This window comes from Aeromonas lusitana (assembly GCF_002812985.1).
GTDB classification, from domain to species: Bacteria; Pseudomonadota; Gammaproteobacteria; order Enterobacterales; family Aeromonadaceae; genus Aeromonas; species Aeromonas lusitana.
Genome location: NZ_PGCP01000003.1, coordinates 48,204 through 69,422 on the forward strand (window position 1 = coordinate 48,204; position 21,219 = coordinate 69,422).

Below are 21,219 nucleotides of genomic sequence, written 5' to 3' on the forward strand. Positions count from 1 at the left end.
CATTTTTTGTTTGACCCTGCTCCCCCCCTGGGGTAAAGATGAAAGCGACCGGTGAAAACTTGGTCGCTTTTTTTGTTCCACGAAGAGGGTCGTAGATGATGAAGAGACAGAAACGGGACCGTCTGGAAAGAGCTCGCGCTCGTGGTTATCAGGCTGGCGTAGTCGGCAAACAGAAAGAAGCGTGTCCGTACCAATGTCTGGATGCCAGAGGGCACTGGCTTGGTGGTTGGCGCGACGCCATGGAGGGGCGAGGCTCAGGCCTCTTCATGAAGTAACCGATACTTCATCACTCATTACAAAAGGAAGGGGGCCATGCTGGCCCCTTTACGTTATGTGTTATCTCTCACCTGAACGTCGCTATTTCAAGCCACTTTCTTGCGAGCAAGAGAAAGGGGCTGGATCAGCCCCTTTCATCATCGATCGCTATTACCGCGTTTAGAAGGCGGTGGTGTCCTTGAACAGACCCACTTTCAGATCGGTGGCGCTGTAGATCGGACGACCATCGACTTCGACCACACCATCGGCGATCCCCATCACCAGCTTGCGGTTGATGACGCGCTTGAAGGTGATCTTGTAGGTGACCTTCTTGGCGGTCGGCAGGATCTGGCCGGTGAACTTCACTTCACCCACACCCAGCGCACGACCCTTGCCCGGGCCGCCTTTCCAGCCGAGGAAGAAACCGACCAGCTGCCACATGGCATCGAGGCCCAGACAGCCAGGCATGACGGGATCGCCAGGGAAATGGCAGTCGAAGAACCAGAGATCCGGGGTGATGTCGAGCTCGGCCAGGATCTCGCCCTTGCCGTGTTCGCCGCCGTTGTCACTGATCCGGACGATGCGATCCATCATCAACATGTTGGGGGCTGGCAGCTGGCTGTTACCCTCACCAAATAATTCGCCACGGCTGCAGGCAAGCAGCTCTTCGCGGGTAAACGAATCTTTGCCTTGTTCACACAGGGAAAGGCGGGGATTAATGGTGTCGTTTTCTAGGGTCACGCTGTTTTATCCTTCATATGAGTCAAAGCGGGGTCAATTTAGCGTACAGTTGTTCGCTAGACAACTCCGATCTCTTGATTTACAGACCAAATAGACGGCCAAGCAAGCTGCGCAGCAGTCCGCTCTTGGGGGCAGTGCCATTGAGTTCATCCAGTCGCTCCTGGATCCGGCCAAACAGGGTATCCGGCATGTCCGGCTCTCCGGCCACACAACCGGTCAGCAGCTCGATGGCCTCTTCCACGTGATCCACCGGATGGATGTGGAACTGGCCAGCCTTGACGGCGGCAATCACCTCATCGGACAGGTTGAGCTGCTGGGCGTTGGTGCCCGGCAGCAGTATGCCCTGCTTGCCTGTGATGCCGTGGATCTTGCACACCCGGAAGAAGCCTTCAATCTTCTCGTTCACGCCGCCCACCGCCTGTACGTTGCCGAACTGATCGACCGCGCCGGTCACGGCAAAGTGCTGATAGATGGGCTGGCGGGCGAGGGCAGAGAGCAGGGCGCAGAGGCCGGTCAAAGAGGCGCTGTCCCCATCAATTTCATGATAGGACTGCTCGAACACCAGGTTGGCCGAGAGCGGCGAGGGGTTCTCGGCGCCGAACTTGTTGGAGAGATAACCGTGGATGATCATCATCGCCTTGGCGTGGATATGGCCGGCGAGCTCGGCCTTGCGCTCGATGTCCGCCACGTCACCGTCGCCTAAGTGCACTGTGGCGGTCAGACGCACGGGCTCACCGAAATCATAGGGGTGACCGGCCACCTGAATGACGGAGAGGCCATTGATCTGGCCTATCTCTTCGCCATCGGTCTGCAGCAGGATCTGACCATCGATCACCCCCTGATCGGATTGCTCCACCAGGTAGTTGAGGCGGTAATCCTGCTCCTCCAGGGCCAGTAGAATGTGCTCATCGGTCACGGCCTCGGCCTCCATCTCGCGCGCCAGGCTGTCTGCCATGCGCATGATGGCGCTGAGCTGCACCTCGGAGAGGGAGAGCCACTCCTGATGGTCGCACAGACGGCTGGCATGGCGGCACAGGGCGAGGAGGGCGGCTGGGGTGAAGTCCAGCAGGTTCCAACGCAGCCGCAGCCAGGCCAGATATTGCAGGAAGCCCGGCAGATCCTCTTCAATCTCCACCTCGGACACCAGGTCAGCCCGCAGGAAGATGCGCTCCGACATGTCTCTGTCCAGCATCTGGAACTCGGCTACTTCGAGACGATCGCCCACCAGGATCAGCTTGAACCGAATGGGGGTCGCTTCGGGGGTGAAGAAGGGGGTCAGGGTCTTGCCTTCCTGATAGGCATTCCAGTCCAGCTCGCCCTTGAACATGGCATTCTTGAGCTTGAACCAGAGGTGAGGCTGATCGAGCAACTCATCGAGTTGCAAGATGAGATAGCCGCCGTTGGCTTCGCGCATCAGACCCGGTTCCAGCAGATGCTGGTTGGCATAGACGGAGCCTTGTTCGGTCTGATAGTTGATGGAGCCAAACAAGGTGTCCCAGTTCAGATCCCGACCATAGATGACCGGGGCTTGCTGCTCCTCATGGTGGATCAGCAGATTGATGAGCACGGGATGCTGGAACTCGAGTCCCTGCGCTACGTGCGCCGCCAGATCGGAGAGAAAATCTACGATCTTGGGGTCATTTTCCTGTTTGCGGATGATCCTGGTGACCAGACGTTCGGCATCCAGATGATGACTCATCAGCTTGAGCAGCTCACCGACCATCTCGCAAAACTCGAACCCGGTGCCGGGTTGCAGGCGCAGCCAGATGGGTTTGAACGGATTGTTGAGGTTTTCGGTGTAGCAGAGATCGAACAGGTCGCCATCCTTGCCATTGGAGGCGGCGATCAGGGTCTGGCAGACGCTCTCATAGTCCGCACCGGGAAAACCGTTGAGCAGCATGACCGGGCAGTCGCCATCGAAACTGGCCAACCGCTTGATGCCAGAAATGGCTCTGGGTTGCAGGGCGGCGAAAGGGATGGGGTCGAGCTCGCTGAGTGCAGAAAACTGCTCAATCGAAAATTCAGGTTTTAATTGTTCTGATGCTAATTCAGCCACTTAAGACATCCGGTCGGGGATAGGATCAATTGTTGCCATTATACACAGTTCGATTAGCTCGCACAGGAAACAAGATTGCCTCACTTAACTTATGCTTAGCGCCGCTTAACGTCGTGATATTCCGCTCGCATGATGTCTTTATCCAAATGATTTTAATGACAAAATAAATGCCAACTTACCTTTATCCAATTCAACTTTCTGAACTGAGGTCATGGGCCTGAATGGGCTGATTTTTATCCGCTTGTAGAGCCATCGAGTGTATGAAATAGATGGACGCTGTCGCGCCATGATCGCGAGCGAGGGGGGAGGGAGCAGGACCTAGGCTGTGCCTAACCCGCTTACAATCTTTTTCAGCTGTGCTGGCAAGGCTCTGCCCCGATCCTGCCGGGCAAAGGTGATTAAGGGCAGAGTCAGGTTGAAGCGCACCTCGCCACTCTCACCGGCATGCTGGGACACAGGTTGAGGCATACGCCCCGCGTGTGGTGCGGCGCGTATCCCTGCTACAACCATGCCCTGTGCCAACTTCTGGATGGCTTACTTAGATATGACCCTAAGCTGGCCATAGGTTAAACCCAGCATTTGTTTTTAGTGTCAGCGTGATGAGGCAACTTCTGTGGTCTCGCTGTTTATCCTTACCAGCAAGGCCAGTAGCGCCTCCACATCCGAGTCCTGAGTGCGCCAAGACGATACGCTGATCCGCATGGCGGGTCGTCCTTGCCAAATAGCGCCGCCGAACCAGGCCTCGCCGGATTGCTGGACCGCTGTGCGCACCGCCAATGTCTGCGTATCGGTCGTGCAGCGAAACAACACCTGGTTGAGGGTGACTGTGTTGAGTATGTCAAAGCCTGCCCGCGCCAGGCCATCGCCAATGTGGCGCGCTTGCGCGCAATGGCGCTCCACCAGTTTGGCAATGCCATCTCGACCCAGGCTGCGCAACGCCGCCCACACCAGAATGCCGCGCGGCCGGCGCGAGAACTCAAGGGTGAGGTTCTTCTGCGCATCCACGCTGGCACTGGAATAGGCCGCATCGCTGTTCATTGCCTCGGCCAACGCCCCTGCATCGCGGCAGATGGTCATGGCGCAGTCATAGGGGGTGTTCAGCCATTTGTGGGCGTCGGTTGTCCAGCTATCCGCAAGTTCGATGCCCTGAGTCAGGTCAGCCAGCGACGAAGCCCGCGCCCAGAGGCCGAATGCGCCATCCACATGAACCCAGGCACCGGCCTTTTTGGCGTGCGGTATGATGAGAGCGAACGGATCAAATGCGCCTGTATTCACCTCGCCGGCTTGCAGACAGAGAATGGTTCGCTCATCGAGTGACGGCAGCTTGGTTGCATCGACTCGGCCTTGGCCATCGACAGGGGCCAGGAGGATATGATTCTTCCCAAAACCCAGCACTCGCAATGCCTTCTTGACCGTGATGTGGGTCAGCTCGGAGATCACCACCCGGACCTCAGGCGCACCGTTTAACCCCTGGTCATCCAGGTTCCATCCAAGGCGTGCGAGCAACTCGCGCCGAGCGACGGCGAGCGCGGTCAAGGTGCAGGCCGTGGCACTGGTGCCAAAACCGACGGCGCTATCACGGGGGAGACCCAGCGCATCGAGCACCCAGCGGCTAGCCACGCGCTCCAGGGTGGCCGACACGGGTGAATTGTCGAATGTGGAGGCGCATTGATCCCAGGCTGATATCAGCCGCTCCGCCGCGGCGGCAGCGGGTAATGCCGCGCCTATGACAAAGCCGAAGTAGCGCGGACCGTTGGACGCGGTCGTTGCGGGTGAACCGACCTCATCCAGCAGAGCCAGCGTGTCTTCGGCAGGCAAGCCTTGTTCGGGCAGCGGCTCATCAAATGCCACCAAGGCAGCAATCGCGTCATCCGAAGGAAACACCCGGCGTTGACCATTGGTTTCGGTATAGCGAAGGCCGCGCAGATCGGCTTGGGCCAGTAATTCCATTTCGTTCATTTGAATATCCCTTCGTTTGTGTTTAAGGCTTGAGCCACAGCCGTGGACAGGGGCGGGCGCGTCACCCACCAGAACAACAGTGCCAACAGGCTGACCACTGTACCCAGCAGACACACGCCCTGCCAGCCCGCATGTGCATAGGTTGCCGTGGTGGCGAGTGCGCCTAGCCCACTGCCGATCGCGTAGAACAACATGTAGAGGCCGACCAGCCGGCTGTGGGCCTCGGGTCGAGTGCGGAAAATCATGCTCTGATTGGTGACGTGCAGTGCCTGGCCGCCGAGATCGAGCAGCACTATGCCAACCACCAGGGCCCAAAGTGACCACTCCATCAGCGACAGCGGCAACCAGGCGAGCAGCAGCGACATCAGTGCCAGCGCGCTGGTGCGCTCGGCATGCCCGCGGTCGGCCCATTTCCCGGCGCGCGCGGCGGCCAAGGCGCCGATTGCGCCGACCAAGCCAAAGGCACCGATGGCGGTGTGCGAGAAGCCATAGGGTGGGGTACTCAACGGCAGTACCAGCGCGCTCCAGAAGATGTTGAATGCAGCGAACATCAGCAGCGCTAGCACACCGCGCACTTGCAGCGTCTTTTCCTGCAAAAGCAGCGTCAGCATGGAGTGGATCAGCCCTGTATAACTCAGGGCGCCAGGCGTAGCGGCCAGGGTGGGCAGCCGGCGCCACAGCGGCAGTGCGATTGCCAGCATCAGCATGGCGGCGCAGAGGTAAACACCGCGCCAGCCGGCCAGATCGCTGATGCCACCGGCAAAGACACGGGCGAGCAGCAGCCCGATAAACACGCCGCTCTGGGCTGCGCCGACGACCCGTCCTTGCTCATGGGGAGCAGCGGCGCTCGCCGCATAGGCGATGAGCCCCTGGGTCATCGCCGTGCCCAACAAGCCCACGGCGAGCATGCCCGTCAGCAGCGCAGTCGCAGACTGGGCCAGGCTCACTGCCACCAGGGTGCTCACCAACGCCAGCAGCTGCATCGCCATCAGGCGGCGACGATTCACTATGTCACCGAGCGGCACTAGCAATAACAAGGCCAGCGCACAGCCGACCTGGGTGGCGGTGACAACACCACCTACCGCCGAATAACTGATCCCAAAATTCAGTGCCAGCGCGTCCAGCAGGGGCTGAGCGTAGTAGATGTTTGCCACGCAGAGGCCGCTGGCGACGGCGAACAACCACACCAGGCTGCTTGGCATGCCTGCTGGCCGGAGCTGTACGTCGCCTTGGCATGGCGGTAAGGCAAGGTTAGATTTCATGATCCCACACCCTTTTAATCTGGTTTCAAAACAAGACTGGTTGAATACTAAATGGAGTGGTTTTAAAATGCAACTACAGTAGTTGCCAACAATTCACTATCCAGGAGATCCCATGGCAATCCAAAAACTCATGAACGATGAACCATGCCCCGTAGCACGGTCACTCAATCTGATCGGCGATCGCTGGTCGTTGCTTATCGTGCGCGATGCCTTCGATGGCATGCGCCGTTTTGGTGATTTTCAACGGAGCCTAGGCGCCGCGCGCAACATATTGTCCGATCGGCTGCGCAGACTGGTCGATACAGGTGTCCTTGCCATGCAGGACGCCTCAGATGGCACGGCTTATCAGGAATATGTACTGACACCGCAGGGGGAAAGCTTGTTTCCCGTGATGGTGGCGCTGCGCCAATGGGGTGAAGATCATTTATTTGAACATGGCGAACGTCATTCGCTGCTGATTGATAAGCGCACCGGAGTACCGATTTCACGCATGGCTCCGCACGCTGACGATGGCTCTGTGTTGTTGCCGGCGGTCACCGAAGTGCAGAAGGTGATATGACGTCATGCTCAAGGCGTCGATAGCGTTGAGCAAGGCATCTTGCATCAGGGGAGGGTTCTTCTTGGTGAATATGGGCATTTTATGATGTTGGTATGGGATAGGCCCATTTTCTAAGGAATGAATAATGAGACCCGTTCGTTGAGAGCCATCGTGGGAACATGGCCCTTACCGTGCAAGCAGTAGTGAAAGGTAACGGGATGCTTATGCCATCAGAATTGGCACTGTACTTGTTAGCCAGCAGTGATATGGGCAGTGTTGCAATGAACGAACGCAAGGTTAGGTATCGAAGTGTGCACAGTTGTGCTGAGCAAGCTTACTTAACTAAGGCGAAGTAAATGTGCTCAACACATCAAGTAGAAACAACCCATCAGTCAGAACACTGTGGGTTATTGATTTACTGGGCTGGGGAATGCTATACGAAGTAAGTAATCAATAGACATCATTTAACATAATATACATTATGCGCGGTTTTTGTGGGTGTTGATATTGGGAGCTCTCTTGGCCACCAGCTAGTGCCGCATGTTGCCATCCAGGCGTGATGCCTAGTGACACGCTTTTTATTCATGCAGATGATCCAGGGGTTTGTGGCTGGCACTCTCGTGACGTTCGCTGTGACCGGTGTGCAGATACTTGGAGGTGGTGTCTATGCTGTCGTGGCCCGCATCGGCCTGCACGTGGGACAGCGGTCTGCCATTCAAGTTGATGTCGTGGGTGATGCCGGTATGGCGAATGGAGTGCGGTGTCAGGCTGCGCATCTCGGCCGCATCCTGGGTAAAGCCATCCTGTTCGGCCAGATTCGCTGCCTGCTCGAGCACTGCCATTACCAGATCCCGCAGCTGGCGAATGCCGAGGTTGGCATTGAGTTCGCCTTGCTCCCGACCGTGGGCTGCCGCCTTGTGGCGCACAAACAGCGGCGTCTGTTCGTTGGGCGCTGGCAATGGCGAGAGCCCAAGGAAGCTGCGATAGCGCTGCAAGGCATCCAGCAAGGCCTGGGAGACGGCGACGGTGCGCCGCTTGCCACCCTTGCTACGGGGAATGAAGTAACCCCAGACGCCCGTCTTGCCGTCGCGGCGGAACTGACCCATGACGGGGCTGAAACCCGGTCTGGCCGCTACCTCGGAGATCCGCAGATAACAGGCGTACATGAGGCAGATGAGAAAGCGGCTGCGCTCGTGCTGGGCCGGGTTCTCGCTGGCGAGCTGTTCGGCGGCCTGCATAACATAGGACCACTGCAACTCGGTAAAGGACTGGGCCTGCTCATCGGTTTCCTGCTGGGCAGACTGCTTGACCCTTTGCAGCAGGAGCGCAGGATTGCGATCCATGTACTCTTCCTGCACGAGGAACTGAAAGAAGGCCGACAAGATGGCAATCTTGGTCTTCATGGCAGGTTCGCTCAGCCGATATGGCAGCTCGCGACCCAGCTCCCGTTTGCCGAGAAACGGCCGCCAGTGCGGGTTGGGCAACCGCTCGCCCCACTCCTTGTCCTGCACGAACTGGGCAACATTTCGGTAGGCTATCAACGCTTGTGGCGGTGACTGGCAGTAGTCGAGATAGCGCATCATGATGCGCCTGGTGAGATCCTTTGGGCTGATGGCCAGCTCGGCGAAGCACCAGTGCAGGAAGGTTGTCAGCTCGCTGCGATAGGTTTTGTAGTTGTTCTCGCTGTGGCGCTGTTCCAGCAGCCAGTCGACGGCCAGTTCATAGACGAGGCCCACATCCGGCACCTCATTCAGGCTGAGGTTGGCGAGATACTGATTGACCAGGGGGTTACCCGCCTCCAGGTGAGCGAGGCTATCGAACAGTGGCATGGCGGGTGGCAGTGGCAAGGTGGTCATGGTGGTCATGGTGATGCTTGTGGTCTGGTTGATGGGGTCTGCTCAAGAGTGGTGCCGATAAATGGGGTTATCGGCATCAAGGGCATAAGTCGGTCCGGGCATGTAGCTCAGTCATGGATCTGGATGACGTCGAGCGAATGGCAAGCCTTGATATTCAATGGGTATGCACTTTGGTTAGAAAATTCTCGGGGTAAATACCAACAAATCAGAATGCACATTCACATTTGTTGCATGGGGAGACTGATGCATGAGCCTAGACATTCCATGCCGCTCCCGCCCTGCTCTCTTTATTCAGGCCACGCTTTTGAGGGATTTTCCCTTGGGTTTATCGGCACTGACATCGTCGATCTTCTCTTCCTTTGGGTTGGCGCCCTGCCCTTTACCGCCTTTGAGCACGTTTTGCAGCAGATCACGCTGCTCCGCCAGGTAAAATGCCAGGCTCTCCTGCTGTTCGGCAGTCAGTTCAACCGGAGCCCCGGCCAGCAGGGTCATCAGCTCGTCGGCGGTGTCCAGCAACTTGTCATAGGCATCCGCCTCTTTCTTGCTGGTAAAGGTCATCTTCTCCACTCCCCCACGCACGACAACATACTTGATCTCAACGGCCATAGTGGCGTCCTCCTCATGATAGTAAATGCAAGTATATGTACGGATATACAGTATTGCAAATAACCGCACCATGGCGACGAGTCGCGCACTCTCGCGGCGCTATGGCCGTGGTCGAACAGGATGCCCGGCGCATGGCGAGATCCCGGTCTCTACCCCCCTTGTCATCCCGTTAATTTTTCTGGGTGAGAGGCCGTGCAGGCAAGACAGATGGCGGGTTTTAGGGTAAATTTTATCAATTCCTTCAACAGGTTGAATCGTATGTCGGATCCCCGCTCCGTGATCGTCTGCCCGGCCTGCGACTTGCTGATCGAACGCAAGTTATTGCCGCTGCGCCGTCACGCCCATTGTCCTCGCTGTCATCAGCACCTCTATGGCCGCTACGCCTTTCGTCCTTCCCAGCTGATGGCACTCACCATCACGGGTTTCCTGCTGCTGCCGTCCGCCTTCTTCGAGCCGCTCATCTACCTGCGCCTGGCCGGCGTCAATTCCGACGCCAACCTGCTCAAGGGCATCATGGTGCTGATCGGCGAGAATGAATTCTGGGTAGCCGGGCTGGTGCTCTGGTGCGCCGCCCTGGCGCCAACGGGGCTGCTGGTCGGCATCTTCGCCCTCGCCTCCGGCCTTGCCAAACGCTGGCATCTGCTGGCCCCCACCCTCAAGGCGGTGGAGGTGTTTCGCCACTGGGCCATGCTGGAGGTCTATATCGTCAGCCTGCTGGTCGCCCTGTTCAAACTCATCGACATCGCGGATGTGCGCTTGGGGGGCGGCTTGCTGAGCCTCGGGATCCTGATGCTGCTCAACATGACGTTGCTGATCCTGTTTGATCCGGCCCCCTATTGGGAGCGGATTCCCCTGCAAACACAGTCACAGGAGCCGGCCCATGCGCCCGACCAGCGCCCGTGAGCTTGGGCTCTGCCGCTGCCACACCTGCGGCCTGCTGGTGCGCTATCAGCCGGGGGCGAGCTGCCCGCGCTGCCACAGTCACCTGCAGATGCGGATCCCCCGCTCCCTCGCCTGGTCGTGGGGCCTGCTGGCGCTGGCAACCTTCATGTTGCTGCCCGCCAACCTCTTGCCCATCACCCATTTCTACAACAAGGGATTATTGCAGTCCGACACCATTTTCAGCGGTATCATGGCGCTCTATCGCAGCAAGATGTCTGGCATCGCCACCATAGTGCTGACCGCGAGCATCGTCGTCCCCATCGGCAAGATCCTGGGGCTGAGCTGGATCTGCTGGCAGCTGCAGCGGGCCAAGCCGGTGCGGCGCAAGCGCCAGCTCATCATGTACCGCATCATCGATTTCATCGGTCGCTGGTCCATGCTGGACTTGTTCGTCATCTCCCTCATGGTGGCACTGGTGGATCGCGGCGTCCTGCTCAACGTGCGGGCAGGCCCGGGCGCCACCGCCTTTGCCGGCGTGGTGGTGCTCACCATGATGTCGGCCCGTATGCTGGATACCCGTTTGTTGTGGGACAAGGCGTCCCGTTAGTGCATTTTTTCGTCTGTATCGGATGTGCTGCCCACCGCAGCCAAATTAAGGAGTCGGTATGATCGGGGCTGAACCCGTCATTGAGAAACATCGCTGGTTATCCCCAGTCTGGTTATTGCCCGTCATCGCCCTCTTGCTGGCCGGTGGCTTTCTCTACCAGCAGTGGACCAACAGCGGTCAGCTCATTCGCATCAACTTTGCCCAAGGCAATGGTATCCTGCCGGGCAAGACCCAGCTGCGTTATCAGGGGGTGGCCATCGGGGTGGTACAGGAGCTGGAGCTGGCCGAGGACGGCCGCAAGATAGCCGTGCTGGCCAAGGTCGACAGCCGCGCCCGTCCGCTCATTCGCAAGGGCTCCGACTTCTGGCTGGTGAGCCCCAAGGCGTCCCTGACCGAGATCTCCGGCCTCGATACCCTGGTGTCCGGCAACTACATCAACCTGCAGCCCGGCCGGGACAACAACCCGCTTGAGAACGAGTTCGATGCCCTCGACGGCCCTCCCCCGGGTTATCTGGCCCAGGGGCGCACCCTGCACCTGACCTCCGATTCCCTGGGGTCGGTCGGCATAGGCGCCAAGATCTATTTCCGCGGGCTGGAGGTGGGCAGCGTCATCAATACCCGGCTCGGGGAAGAGAACCAGAACGTGATCCTGGATCTGGTGATCGAGCCGCGCTTTGAAAACCTCATCAAGACCGATACCCGTTTCTGGAACATCAGCGGCATCAAGGGTTCTTTCAGCCTCAGCGGTGTCAAGGTGGAAGCGGGCAGCCTCACCTCCATACTGAGCGGCGGTATAGCGTTTGACTCCCCCAAGGAGTCCGATGTGGCGGAGAAGGGTCAAACCTTCGTCCTCTACAAGGGCTTGGCCGAGGCGGCCCGGGGGGAGCGCATCCAGATCCAGGCAGGCAGCCTGCCCATCAAGGAAGGGATCCCCATCCTGTTTGAGGGCATCGAGATCGGCCGTATCGACCCCATCCGTCTGACCGAGCAGGGCCGGGTCGTCACCGCGCTGATCAACCCTGAGCAGGCATTTCGGGTGACCGGCAAGAGCCGCCTCGTCTGGGAAACCGTCTCCCTCTCCCCGACCGGCCTCAAGCATGCGGATCGCCTGCTGGCAGGCCCCGCCATCCGGCTGGATTATGTGGCAGGCGATCGGGTCAATGCCATGACACTCGAGAGCCAGGCACAAACCACTGGCATCAAGATCAGTTTGCAGGCAGATGATCTTGCGGGCCTGAGCGAAGAGGCGCCAGTCTGGTTCAAGGGGCTGCAAATTGGCCAGGTCGGCCCGTTGACCCTGGATGCGGCTGGCAATGCCAGGGTCGAGCTCAGCGTCAATGAGGCGTATCGCCACCTGCTGAACCGGGCCCGCTTCTACCGCGCCTCTCCCCTGCAGATCGATGCGAGCCTAGCCGGCATCAAGGTCGACACCAGTCCGGCCAGCGCCTGGCTCGGGGGCGGCGTCAAGCTCATTCAGGCGCCGGCAGGCGAGCGGATTGACAGACTCTATCCCAGCCAGGAGCTGGCACTGCTCGGTACGCGCAACGCCAAGCCTCAGCGCTGGCTGCTGCGCGCCGAGCAGGCCGACGGGGTCGGTATCGGCTCGCCCGTGCTCTATCTGGGGCTCGAGGCCGGCAGGGTCAAGGCATTGAAGGCCGATGCCAAGGGGGTCGAGATCGAACTTGAGATAGATGCCGTCTATGCCCCCCTGCTCAAGCAACAACCCCAGTTCTGGAAGAAAGCGGCCATCGACGGCAAGGTGCGGCTGGATGGCGTGCAGGTCAAGGTGGGCAACCTCGCCACCCTGCTGCGCGGCGCCATCGAGTTCGACAGGCTCGGTACCGGTCGCAGCAGTCATCAGCTGTTCGACAGCAAGGAGCAGGCCAGAACCCAGGTGCGCACCCTGACGCTGACCGCCGACAACAACCCGGGGCTAGGGGTGGGCAGCCCCATCCGTTACCGCGGGGTCGATATCGGCAAGGTTGAGCAGGTCGAACTGGATCCCGCCCTCGGCCAGGTCAGCTTCAAGGCCGAGCTGGACAAGCAGTATGCCGATCGCTTCCTGCAGTCCGGTGCCCGCTTCACCCTGGTGCAGGCCAAGCTGGGACTGGGGGGCGTGTCGCACCTCGATACCCTGATCAAGGGGGTCTTCATCGAGGCAAGCCCGGGCCAGGGCGCGAGCAAGGAGCGTTTCCCATTGAGCCAGAGCGGCCCCATCGGGCTGGCACTGACTCTCAAGAGCCCCTCGGTCAGCGGGATCAGCATCGGCAGCCCCCTGCTGTTCCGCAAGCTGGTTGTCGGCAGCGTCACCCAGGTCGCACTGGCGCGCGATGGCAGCGAGGTGTTGATCGACGTGAATGTCGACAAGCAGTACGCCCACCTGGTGCGGGCCAACAGCCGCTTCTGGAATGTCTCCGGCGTCAAGGCCGACATAGGCCTGACCGGCGGTACCATAGAGGTGGAAACCGTGCAGAGCCTGCTGGCCGGCGGTATCGCCTTCAACACCCCGGAGCGGGAGATGGGCCCCACCGTCAAATCCGGTCACAGCTATCCCCTCTATGGCAAGGCGGAGAAGGATTGGCTGGAGTGGAGCCCCCGCATCCAGCCCTGAGTCAGCTGACGTATATAAAGAACCGGCCTAGGGCCGGTTTTTTATTGGTTGCTGGCCTATGGCGCAGTGAAAGCTCCCTGAAGAAACGGCTCAGGCTGTGCTAAGATATCGCCCCTCATTTTGGGTCTGCGAGAGAGCACAGTGCACGACAACACCTATCTTCCCGATCACTTTTTGCGCCATATCCAGGCCATCATGCCGGCCCACCTCTCGCTGGATGAATTCGTGGCGAGTTGTCGACGACCGCTTAGGCGCAGCATTCGGGTCAATACCCTCAAGATCGGCGTGCAAGATTTTGCCTGCAAGATGCAGCCACTGGGCTGGCAGCTGGATCCCGTGCCCTGGTGCGAGACAGGTTTTTGGCTGACGCGAGACGATGAGAGCGTGCCCCTTGGCAATACCGCCGAGCACTTGAGTGGCCTCTTCTATATCCAGGAGGCGAGCTCCATGCTGCCGGTGACGGCGCTGTTTGCCAGCGACAAGGTCAAACGGGATGGCATCTTGCTGGATGCGGCGGCGGCGCCGGGCTCCAAGACTACCCAGATAGCGGCCTTGATGGACAATCAGGGCATGCTGGTCGCCAACGAATATTCCAGCAGCCGACTCAAGGTGCTCAGCGCCAATATCCAGCGCTGCGGTGTCACCAACGTCGGCATGACCCATTTCGATGCCAAGGTGTTTGGCCAGTGGTTGCCGGAGATCTTCGATGCCATCCTGCTCGACGCTCCCTGCTCGGGGGAAGGCACGGTGCGCAAGGACGAAGACGCCCTGCGCAACTGGAGCATCGAGAGCATAAATGAGATAGCCGAGGTGCAGGCGGGCCTGCTGGAAAGCGCCTTCCATGCCCTCAAACCGGGCGGCGTGCTGGTCTACTCCACCTGCACCTTGAGCGAACAGGAGAACCAGGCCATCTGCCAGTCCCTGCTGGACAAATTCGGCGATGCCCTGAGCTTTGACTCCCTAGGGGATCTCTTCCCGGACGCTGAGCAGGCCTGCACCCCTGAGGGCTACCTGCACGTCTGGCCCCAGATCTTTGACAGCGAAGGGTTCTTCGTCGCCCGCCTGCGCAAGCATCACTCCGTGGCCAACACCATGTTCAAACCGGGCAAGCTCGGCAAGTTCCCCTATCTGCCGCTGCCTGCCAAAGAATCCGAGCCCATGGCGCGCGAGATAGCAGATAACTTCGGGGTGGCGCCGCGCGGCGTGCTCTATGGCCGCAATGACGAGATCTGGCTTTTCCCCCACGAATTTGAGCAGTTGCAGGGCAAGCTGCGCTTCGATCGCATCGGCATCAAGTTGGCGGAGACCTTCAAGAAGGGGTATCGACTGACCCACGAGTGGGCGCTGGCCTATGGCGACGCGGTGACCCAGGGCATTGTCGAACTGGACGCCGCCAATGCGCGGGAATACATGATGGGGCGGGATGTCTGGCCAGAGCAGGCCCCCGGCAGCGGAGAGGTGATCGTCCGCTATCAGGGACATCCGCTGGGCATGGGGAAATGGGTCGGCAGTCGCATCAAGAATGCCCTCCCCCGTGAGCTGGTGCGTGACAACAACCTGTTCAGCGGTTGAGGTGTCTGGCGGGAGGCGCGTATTTGCGTGCCTTCCCCGCTGGTGGCGGATCCAAATCGGGATATTGAGCAGTTTAACACCTGAACGAGTCTGAAAAACCTCCACTCTGGTTGAACTTTTACTCAGATCTTGAATTGCTTCGAGCCTTGTCTAAGCTTAAAGCTATCCGCACACCAGTTAGCGCACGGCTCTGCAAGGAGCCAATTCCCCTATGCCAGGTACAAGGAATTCGTACCTGGCTTTTTTTATTCCCGCGATGCGCTCATTCTGCTCAATCGATACTGTCTGCCCGGGATGGCTCTTCACTTTTATCGTCACGACGCTCTTCAACATATTGCGGCACCAGCTCGTGTTGATAGAGCAGGTCGATCGCCTGCTCGATGAGGGATGCCTGACTGTCTTCCAGATGCAGGCCGAGTTCATGCAGCCGCTCGGCGTGACGATTGCTTATCCAGCACTGCAACCGACTGTGACTCTCCTGCTTGCGCTTCACGTGTTGGCGCTGGCGCTCGGCATTGTCCTGTGGCTCTGACGGCGTTTTTTCTGGCGTATTTTTCTGGCTCATATGACCTTGAAAGATCCTGTTTTCGGTAATGTTATCTCTCACCGGTATGCTGATCGTTGCGAGAGACGCTTCCCCTGCCCTCTTTTCCTCCTCTCTTGGGAGGTGGTTGGCTGGCAGTAAAGGGAGACGGCTAAATATACCATTGGATCAACAAGATACAATTTAACATAAAAAAGGCCGTGGCGCGGTTATCTCAAAGCAGTCCATCGAGGGCGTGATCGGAGAACTTGTGGGCATCGTCGAAGTATTCCTGCAAGGTTCGCATGTCCTTGTGGCGGGTCACCTCGATGATCTTGTTCATGGGTTTGCCGGCGGTGACCGCCGAGGTGATGAAGCCTCGGCGCAGGCTATGGCCACTGACATAGAGGCTGTCGATGACCTGACCGGTACGCCGCTTGATCATCAGGTTGATACCCTGAGGACCTAGGGGATCTGGCATCAGCTGGCCCCAGCGGTTCATACGGCGAAATAGCGGCCCCTCGTTAATTCGGCTTTTCTGCAGCCAGCGGCGCAGCGCTGACACGGGGCAATGGTGCCTGCCCGGGATGAGAGCGATCTCGGTTTCATGCAGCTGATGCTTGCTTGGCTTGAGGCGCAGCCTTATCCCCTGCCCTACGAAGTCGAGATCGCTCACCTCGATGCGGGCCGCTTCCGAGCGGCGCAGGGCGCCGCTGAACATCAGCAGCAGCAGGGTGTGATCCCGCAAGCCTGCGAGGTTGCTGGTGTCTATCTCGTCCAGCACCTGGGTCAGTGGCTGCAGGGTCAGGGCCCCTGTCTTGCGCTTGCGGTTATCACCGAGGCGCACTATGCCGCGCATCATCTCCTTGATCTCCGCATGCTCGGTCGGCATGGGATGGATGCCTTTCTGCTTGAAGGCGTAGCGAATGCCGGCGAGACGCCGCACCAGGGTCGCGGGTTTGCGTGGTTCACCGTTGCGAAGCTCCCCCTTCCCTTCCCGCTTATCGAGCCAGACCCAGTCGGCGAGAATGCCGTCGGCCTGATCCGCCAGGAAGTTCATGATGTCGTGATGGGTGGTTTGCAGCGGATCCAGCTGCTGCAGCTGACACCAGTAGACGAAGATGCGGGTATCCGCCTCGTAGGCATTGAGGGTCGAGTCTGCCTTGGCGCTGCGCAGGAATCGTCTCGCCCGGCTGTTGAGCTGGGGATCGAATACCGTCTGCAATGACTGATGAACGGGGTTTGAGATGCTGGGGTAAGTCACGTAAGCCTATGATTCAAATCGGAGTTCGAGAGGATCTTACAGGATCTTGCAGATCCATCAAGTATCGATAATGAATATTATCGATACTTATAGGGTATGGGTTTTAACCCCTTCGACATCCAGGATCCTCTCCACCTTCCGAGTTCCATTTCACCCGTCTGCAGAAGCTGAGTCGCTCCCTCCCGTGGCTATCTTGTGAGAGATAACATGCTTTCATCTTCGTTTTTATCAGGTGGATTATGCTGGCGATTTAAAATAAAAAGGCCCCGTTGATGGGGCCTTGTCGGTTATTTTTTTGCCAGCTTGAACAGCTCGAAGAAGTTGTGGCTGGTGGCCTCGGCCAACACCGCCAGCGGGATCTCGCGCAGGTCGGCGATGAATTGGGCGACGTCTCGCACGAAGGCGGGTTCGTTCTCCCTCCCCCGATAGGGAATGGGGGCAAGATACGGCGAGTCGGTTTCGACCAGCAGTCGCTCGAGGGGCAAGGCCTTGACCACGGACTGCAAGGCGGCGGCATTCTTGAAGGTAACTATACCTGAGATGGAGATGTAGAAACCCATTGCCATCGCAGCCTCGGCCATCTCGAGGGATTCGGTGAAGCAGTGCAACACACCACCCACCTGGTCGGCCCCCTCTTCGCGCATGATCTGCAAGGTATCTTGCTGGGCATCCCGGGTGTGGATGATCAGCGGCTTGTTCAGCGCCCGCGCCACCCGGATGTGCTCACGGAAGGAAGCCTGTTGCACTTCCTTGTTTTCCGGCGAGTAGAAATAATCGAGCCCCGTCTCGCCGATGGCGACGACGCTGGGGTCTGCCGCCTGGGTCAACAGCAGATCAGCATCGACGCCGGGATCCTGATTGAGCGGGTGCACACCGCAGGAGGCAAACACCTGGGGATAAGGGGCGATCGCCGCCAGCATGGTCGGGAACTGGGCCTGGGTCACGCTCACACACAAAAAGTATCCCACCTCCAGCGCCGCGGCTTTCGCCAGCACATCGGCCATGTCGGTCTGCTTGCTGCCGTAGCTCAGGCGATCGAGGTGACAGTGGGAATCAACGAGTAACATACATAACCCTGTTTGTTTGCTTGACCGATGTCATAACCAGCGGTTGAGCCAGTTCATCAGATGAATGGTGGGGTTGGAGAGCTGACCCGGCTGGCAGGCTGACTTCAGGGCGACCAGCTGTTGCTCCGCCTCCAGCAATTTTTCACTGGAGTGACGCTCGGCCAGCTGCTGGCTGAGGGCCGCGAGATCCGGCATGGCCAGCTGATGATGACCGCAACCGGCCTGGGTCTTGAGGGCATCGCATAAAAACAGCTGCAACCAGTGCAGCCGCACCTGGCTGTCTTCCGCAAGTTGAGAACAGACGCTGGCCGCGCGAGTCGGCGTCTGTGACAAGGCCACGAAACTTTCGAGCAGGGTGCGGCGCGCGCCATCTTGCTGATCTTCGATGTAACGGAGTACCCGCAGTGGCGCCCCCTGGCAGATCCGCACCTGTGCCTGGGTCGCCTGATGCCCTTGCTCTGCGAGCCAGTTCAGCGTCTCCCCTTCCGTCGGCAGCTGACAGACATGCTTGTGGCAACGGCTCAAGATGGTCGGCAACAGGCGCGACACCTTGGAAGCGATGAGCAGCAGCAGGCTGTCGCCGGCCGGCTCTTCCAGAGTTTTCAACAAGGCATTGGCGGCGGATTCGGTCATGCGCTCCGCATCCGGGATGATCACCACCTTGCCGCGACCGAGCTGGGAGGTGGTCTGCAAGCGGCCGCAGATCTCGCGAATGGCCTCGACGCCGATGGTCTTGCTGTCACTGCTGATGGTGCCCAGATCCGGGTGATGACCCTTCTCCAGCAACTGGCAGGAGTGACAACGACCACAAGGCTCACCCGCCTCGGGTTGCTGGCAAAGATGCAACCTGGCCAAGCGCTCGGCCAGCTGATCCTTGCCAAGACCGGGATCGCCGAGCAGCAACCAGGCGTGGCCGAGGCGACCACACTGGGCACTTTGACTCAAGGCCTGCCAGTCCGGGATCAGCCAGGGATACATGAGGGCTCGCTCGCCAGGTAGTGGCCGAGGGCCGATTCGATGGCGGCCTTGACCTCGGCCGGGGTTTTACCGGCATCGATCACCTTGATGGAATCATCCTGGGCCGCGAGCTCCAGGTAACGGGTACGGGTGCGCACAAAGAAACCCAGCTGCTCCAGCTCGATCCTGTCCAGCTCGCCGCGATGGCGCGCCCGCTGCAAACCGATGGCGGGATCGATATCCAGATACAGGGTCAAGTCCGGCTTGAAGTCGCCGAGCACCGCCTGCTTGATGGCGCCGATGAGCTTGGCATCGATGCCGCGACCGCCGCCCTGATAGGCCTGGGAGGAGAGATCGTGCCTGTCCCCCACCACCCAGACGCCATCGGCCAGCGCCGGTTTGATCCGGGTCTCCACCAGTTGCACCCGGGAGGCATACATCAGCAGCAATTCCGCTTCGATGGTGAGGCGCTCCTCGTGCACCTCCTTGACGATGGCGCGCATCCGCTCGGCCAGCGGGGTGCCCCCCGGCTCTCGGGTGCACTCCACTCGTTTGATGCCATGGGCCGCCAGATAGTCGGTGACATAACCCACGGCAGAGCTCTTCCCTGCTCCCTCAAGTCCTTCAATTACAATAAATTTCGACATTAGGGTTTCTTCAATATGTATTCGCGAACCGCTCGATTGTGTTCATCGAGGGTCTTGGAGAATTGATGGGCCCCGCCCCCCTTGGCGACGAAATAGAGATAATCGGTCGACAGGGGATTTAGCGCGGCCTCGATGGACGCCTTGCCTGGCATGGCGATGGGAGTTGGCGGCAGACCGTCGATCACATAGGTGTTGTACGGGTTCACATCGGTCAGATCGCTGCGGCGAATGTTGCCATCATACCTGTCCTTGACCCCGTAGATGACGGTGGGATCGGTCTGCAACTTCATGCCAAGACGCAGGCGATTGACGAAGACGGAGGCGATCTGCGCCCGCTCGTCCGGTTGGCCGGTCTCTTTTTCGATGATGGAGGCCATGATCAACGCCTCGTAAGGCGTCTTGTAGGGCAGGTTGGCCTGACGCTTGTCCCAGCTCTCCTGCAGGAAGGCCCGCATGTCCTGATAGGCGCGGCGCAAGATGGAAATATCGCTGGCGTGAGTGGTATAAGCATAAGTCTCTGGCAGGAACCAGCCTTCCAGCTTACCGTTCTCTATGCCCAGCTCCTGGGCGATCTCCGTCTCATCCTGCTCCACCGTCAGCCGCTCCAGATAAGGGGCGCTGGAGAGCTGCTTCTGCCAATCCTCGAAGCGGGATCCTTCCACGAAGGTGAGGCTGAAGTGAAACTCCTTGCCGGAGGCAAACAGGGAGAGGGTCTCCTTGAGGGGGGCCCCTTCCTTGATCTCATAGGTCCCTGACTTGATGGCCACCAGTTCAGGATGACCGCGCAACCAGAGTCGCACCGCCCAGGGCGCCGCGTCCCCCTCCCCCAACTCGGCGATCAGGCGCGCCGCATGGGCACCCTTCTCGACGGTGAAGAGGCGCGTCGGCCCCTTGTTGGTGAGTGTCTCCACTTCTTGCCATTTGTAATATACATAGCCCCCGGCGACGGCAACCGTGAGGGCCGCCCCCGCGAGCAGGGTGTAAAGCCGATTAAACTTCAATGACCAAACGCTCCTGTAAACGGCGGATCAATACCGGGCTGGGATAGTGCACATCCCCGATGCCGGTCACCGGCACTATGCCCATCAGGGTATTGGTCAGCCATACTTCTTCGGCCTGCCACAGTGACTCCAGCGGAGCCTCCACGACACGCAGTTCAATGCCCATCTGTTTAAGCATCAGGATCACCCGCTTGCGCATGATCCCCTCGACCCCACCGTGGGAGAGATCCGGGGTGAACACCGTCTTGCCACGACGCCAAAACAGATTTGCGCTGACTCCTTCTACCAGAAATCCACGGCTGTTCAATACTATACCTTCGACCCCGCCGCGCGCGGCAAGTTCGCTCTTCAATAAAACTTGCTCCAGACGCCCGAGGGTCTTGAGCCCCGCCAGCATGGGGGCATCGCCGAGATGCTGCCGGCATACCAGGGCGGCAATGCCATCCTGCTGCCAGCTCGGGTAATGAGCCGGGTAGTCGGCAAGGGAGACGATGCGGGTGGGCGAGTCGCAACCTGCAGCATCATAACCCCGCCCGCCGCTGCCGCGGGTCAGCATCACCTTCACGACAGCCTGTGCCTGACCCGCTGCAAGTTGCGCCACTTCTTCCGAAAGCAGATCCCAGGGTACGGCGGCAAAGCCGAGTCGGGTGCTGGCGTGTTGCAGCCGTGTCAGGTGATCCGGCCACCAGACAACCTGGCCCTGTTTCACCTGCATGGTGGTGAAATGACCGTCTCCATACGCCAGACCGCGATCTCTGGCAGACAAGGCTTCTGTTGGCATTCCATTGATCAACATGCGTGTCCCTTTGATAAAA

Annotated in this window: 19 protein-coding genes; 6 read left to right on the forward strand and 13 right to left on the reverse strand. The window is 59.3% G+C overall.

The window, feature by feature from the left end; translation table 11 throughout:
* Positions 1 to 95 precede the first annotated feature (95 nt).
* A complete protein-coding gene (gene rmf, locus CUC44_RS01765) occupies positions 96 to 275 on the forward strand; it encodes a ribosome modulation factor (RefSeq protein WP_005315693.1) in 180 nt (59 codons plus the stop codon).
* Between the two features lie 160 nt (positions 276 to 435).
* Here the strand turns inward: rmf and fabA are convergent, their stop codons facing one another.
* The 4 genes from fabA to CUC44_RS01785 all read right to left on the reverse strand — a co-directional run bounded on the left by fabA (position 436) and on the right by CUC44_RS01785 (position 6,213).
* The gene (gene fabA, locus CUC44_RS01770) at positions 436 to 996 is read right to left on the reverse strand and encodes a 3-hydroxyacyl-[acyl-carrier-protein] dehydratase FabA (protein ID WP_100858292.1); all 561 of its coding nucleotides are present in this window, start codon (positions 994 to 996) and stop codon (positions 436 to 438) included.
* Positions 997 to 1,075: 79 nt separating this feature from the next.
* A complete protein-coding gene (locus CUC44_RS01775) occupies positions 1,076 to 3,052 on the reverse strand; it encodes a Lon protease family protein (protein WP_100858293.1) in 1,977 nt (658 codons plus the stop codon).
* Between the two features lie 591 nt (positions 3,053 to 3,643).
* Positions 3,644 to 5,011, reverse strand: coding sequence for a pyridoxal phosphate-dependent decarboxylase family protein (locus CUC44_RS01780; RefSeq protein ID WP_100858294.1), 1,368 nt, complete (start codon positions 5,009 to 5,011; stop codon positions 3,644 to 3,646).
* Positions 5,008 to 6,213, reverse strand: coding sequence for an MFS transporter (locus CUC44_RS01785; RefSeq protein WP_208621010.1), 1,206 nt, complete (start codon positions 6,211 to 6,213; stop codon positions 5,008 to 5,010). The genes CUC44_RS01780 and CUC44_RS01785 overlap by 4 nt, the downstream gene beginning before the upstream one ends.
* Positions 6,214 to 6,385: 172 nt before the next feature.
* On the opposite strand from CUC44_RS01785, the gene CUC44_RS01790 reads away from it, so the two are divergent.
* Positions 6,386 to 6,832 (forward strand): winged helix-turn-helix transcriptional regulator, encoded by a 447-nt coding sequence (locus CUC44_RS01790; protein WP_100858296.1) that lies wholly within the window; start codon positions 6,386 to 6,388, stop codon positions 6,830 to 6,832.
* A 557-nt stretch (positions 6,833 to 7,389) separates the two neighbouring features.
* Here CUC44_RS01790 and CUC44_RS01795 read toward each other — a convergent pair.
* Positions 7,390 to 8,667 (reverse strand): tyrosine-type recombinase/integrase, encoded by a 1,278-nt coding sequence (locus CUC44_RS01795; RefSeq protein WP_100858532.1) that lies wholly within the window; start codon positions 8,665 to 8,667, stop codon positions 7,390 to 7,392.
* 291 nt (positions 8,668 to 8,958) lie between these two features.
* Positions 8,959 to 9,273, reverse strand: a complete 315-nt coding sequence (locus CUC44_RS01800) for a YebG family protein (protein WP_100858297.1) — start codon at positions 9,271 to 9,273, stop codon at positions 8,959 to 8,961.
* A gap of 258 nt (positions 9,274 to 9,531) precedes the next feature.
* On the opposite strand from CUC44_RS01800, the gene CUC44_RS01805 reads away from it, so the two are divergent.
* From CUC44_RS01805 to rsmF, 4 genes are all read left to right on the forward strand, one after another.
* A complete protein-coding gene (locus CUC44_RS01805) occupies positions 9,532 to 10,176 on the forward strand; it encodes a paraquat-inducible protein A (protein WP_100858298.1) in 645 nt (214 codons plus the stop codon).
* The gene (locus CUC44_RS01810; RefSeq protein WP_100858299.1) at positions 10,154 to 10,762 is read left to right on the forward strand and encodes a paraquat-inducible protein A; all 609 of its coding nucleotides are present in this window, start codon (positions 10,154 to 10,156) and stop codon (positions 10,760 to 10,762) included. The genes CUC44_RS01805 and CUC44_RS01810 overlap by 23 nt, the downstream gene beginning before the upstream one ends.
* Positions 10,763 to 10,820: 58 nt before the next feature.
* Positions 10,821 to 13,373 (forward strand): MlaD family protein, encoded by a 2,553-nt coding sequence (locus CUC44_RS01815; protein ID WP_100858300.1) that lies wholly within the window; start codon positions 10,821 to 10,823, stop codon positions 13,371 to 13,373.
* Between the two features lie 141 nt (positions 13,374 to 13,514).
* Positions 13,515 to 14,945, forward strand: coding sequence for a 16S rRNA (cytosine(1407)-C(5))-methyltransferase RsmF (rsmF, locus tag CUC44_RS01820; protein ID WP_167388743.1), 1,431 nt, complete (start codon positions 13,515 to 13,517; stop codon positions 14,943 to 14,945).
* A 271-nt stretch (positions 14,946 to 15,216) separates the two neighbouring features.
* Here the strand turns inward: rsmF and CUC44_RS01825 are convergent, their stop codons facing one another.
* The 7 genes from CUC44_RS01825 to pabC all read right to left on the reverse strand — a co-directional run bounded on the left by CUC44_RS01825 (position 15,217) and on the right by pabC (position 21,200).
* A complete protein-coding gene (locus tag CUC44_RS01825; RefSeq protein ID WP_100858302.1) occupies positions 15,217 to 15,510 on the reverse strand; it encodes a RepB family protein in 294 nt (97 codons plus the stop codon).
* 193 nt (positions 15,511 to 15,703) lie between these two features.
* Positions 15,704 to 16,732, reverse strand: coding sequence for a site-specific integrase (locus tag CUC44_RS01830; protein WP_100858303.1), 1,029 nt, complete (start codon positions 16,730 to 16,732; stop codon positions 15,704 to 15,706).
* 287 nt (positions 16,733 to 17,019) lie between these two features.
* Positions 17,020 to 17,799: a TatD family hydrolase gene (locus CUC44_RS01835; RefSeq protein WP_100858304.1), complete on the reverse strand. Its 780-nt coding sequence runs from the start codon at positions 17,797 to 17,799 to the stop codon at positions 17,020 to 17,022.
* 30 nt (positions 17,800 to 17,829) lie between these two features.
* A complete protein-coding gene (gene holB / locus CUC44_RS01840) occupies positions 17,830 to 18,777 on the reverse strand; it encodes a DNA polymerase III subunit delta' (protein ID WP_100858305.1) in 948 nt (315 codons plus the stop codon).
* Positions 18,762 to 19,403, reverse strand: coding sequence for a dTMP kinase (tmk, locus tag CUC44_RS01845; RefSeq protein ID WP_100858306.1), 642 nt, complete (start codon positions 19,401 to 19,403; stop codon positions 18,762 to 18,764). Before tmk ends, holB begins: the two co-directional genes overlap by 16 nt.
* Positions 19,403 to 20,404: an endolytic transglycosylase MltG gene (gene mltG, locus CUC44_RS01850; RefSeq protein ID WP_100858307.1), complete on the reverse strand. Its 1,002-nt coding sequence runs from the start codon at positions 20,402 to 20,404 to the stop codon at positions 19,403 to 19,405. The genes tmk and mltG overlap by 1 nt, the downstream gene beginning before the upstream one ends.
* Entirely contained in the window at positions 20,394 to 21,200 is an 807-nt protein-coding gene (pabC, locus tag CUC44_RS01855; protein ID WP_100858308.1) for an aminodeoxychorismate lyase, read from the reverse strand. Before pabC ends, mltG begins: the two co-directional genes overlap by 11 nt.
* Between the last annotated feature and the right edge of the window lie 19 nt (positions 21,201 to 21,219).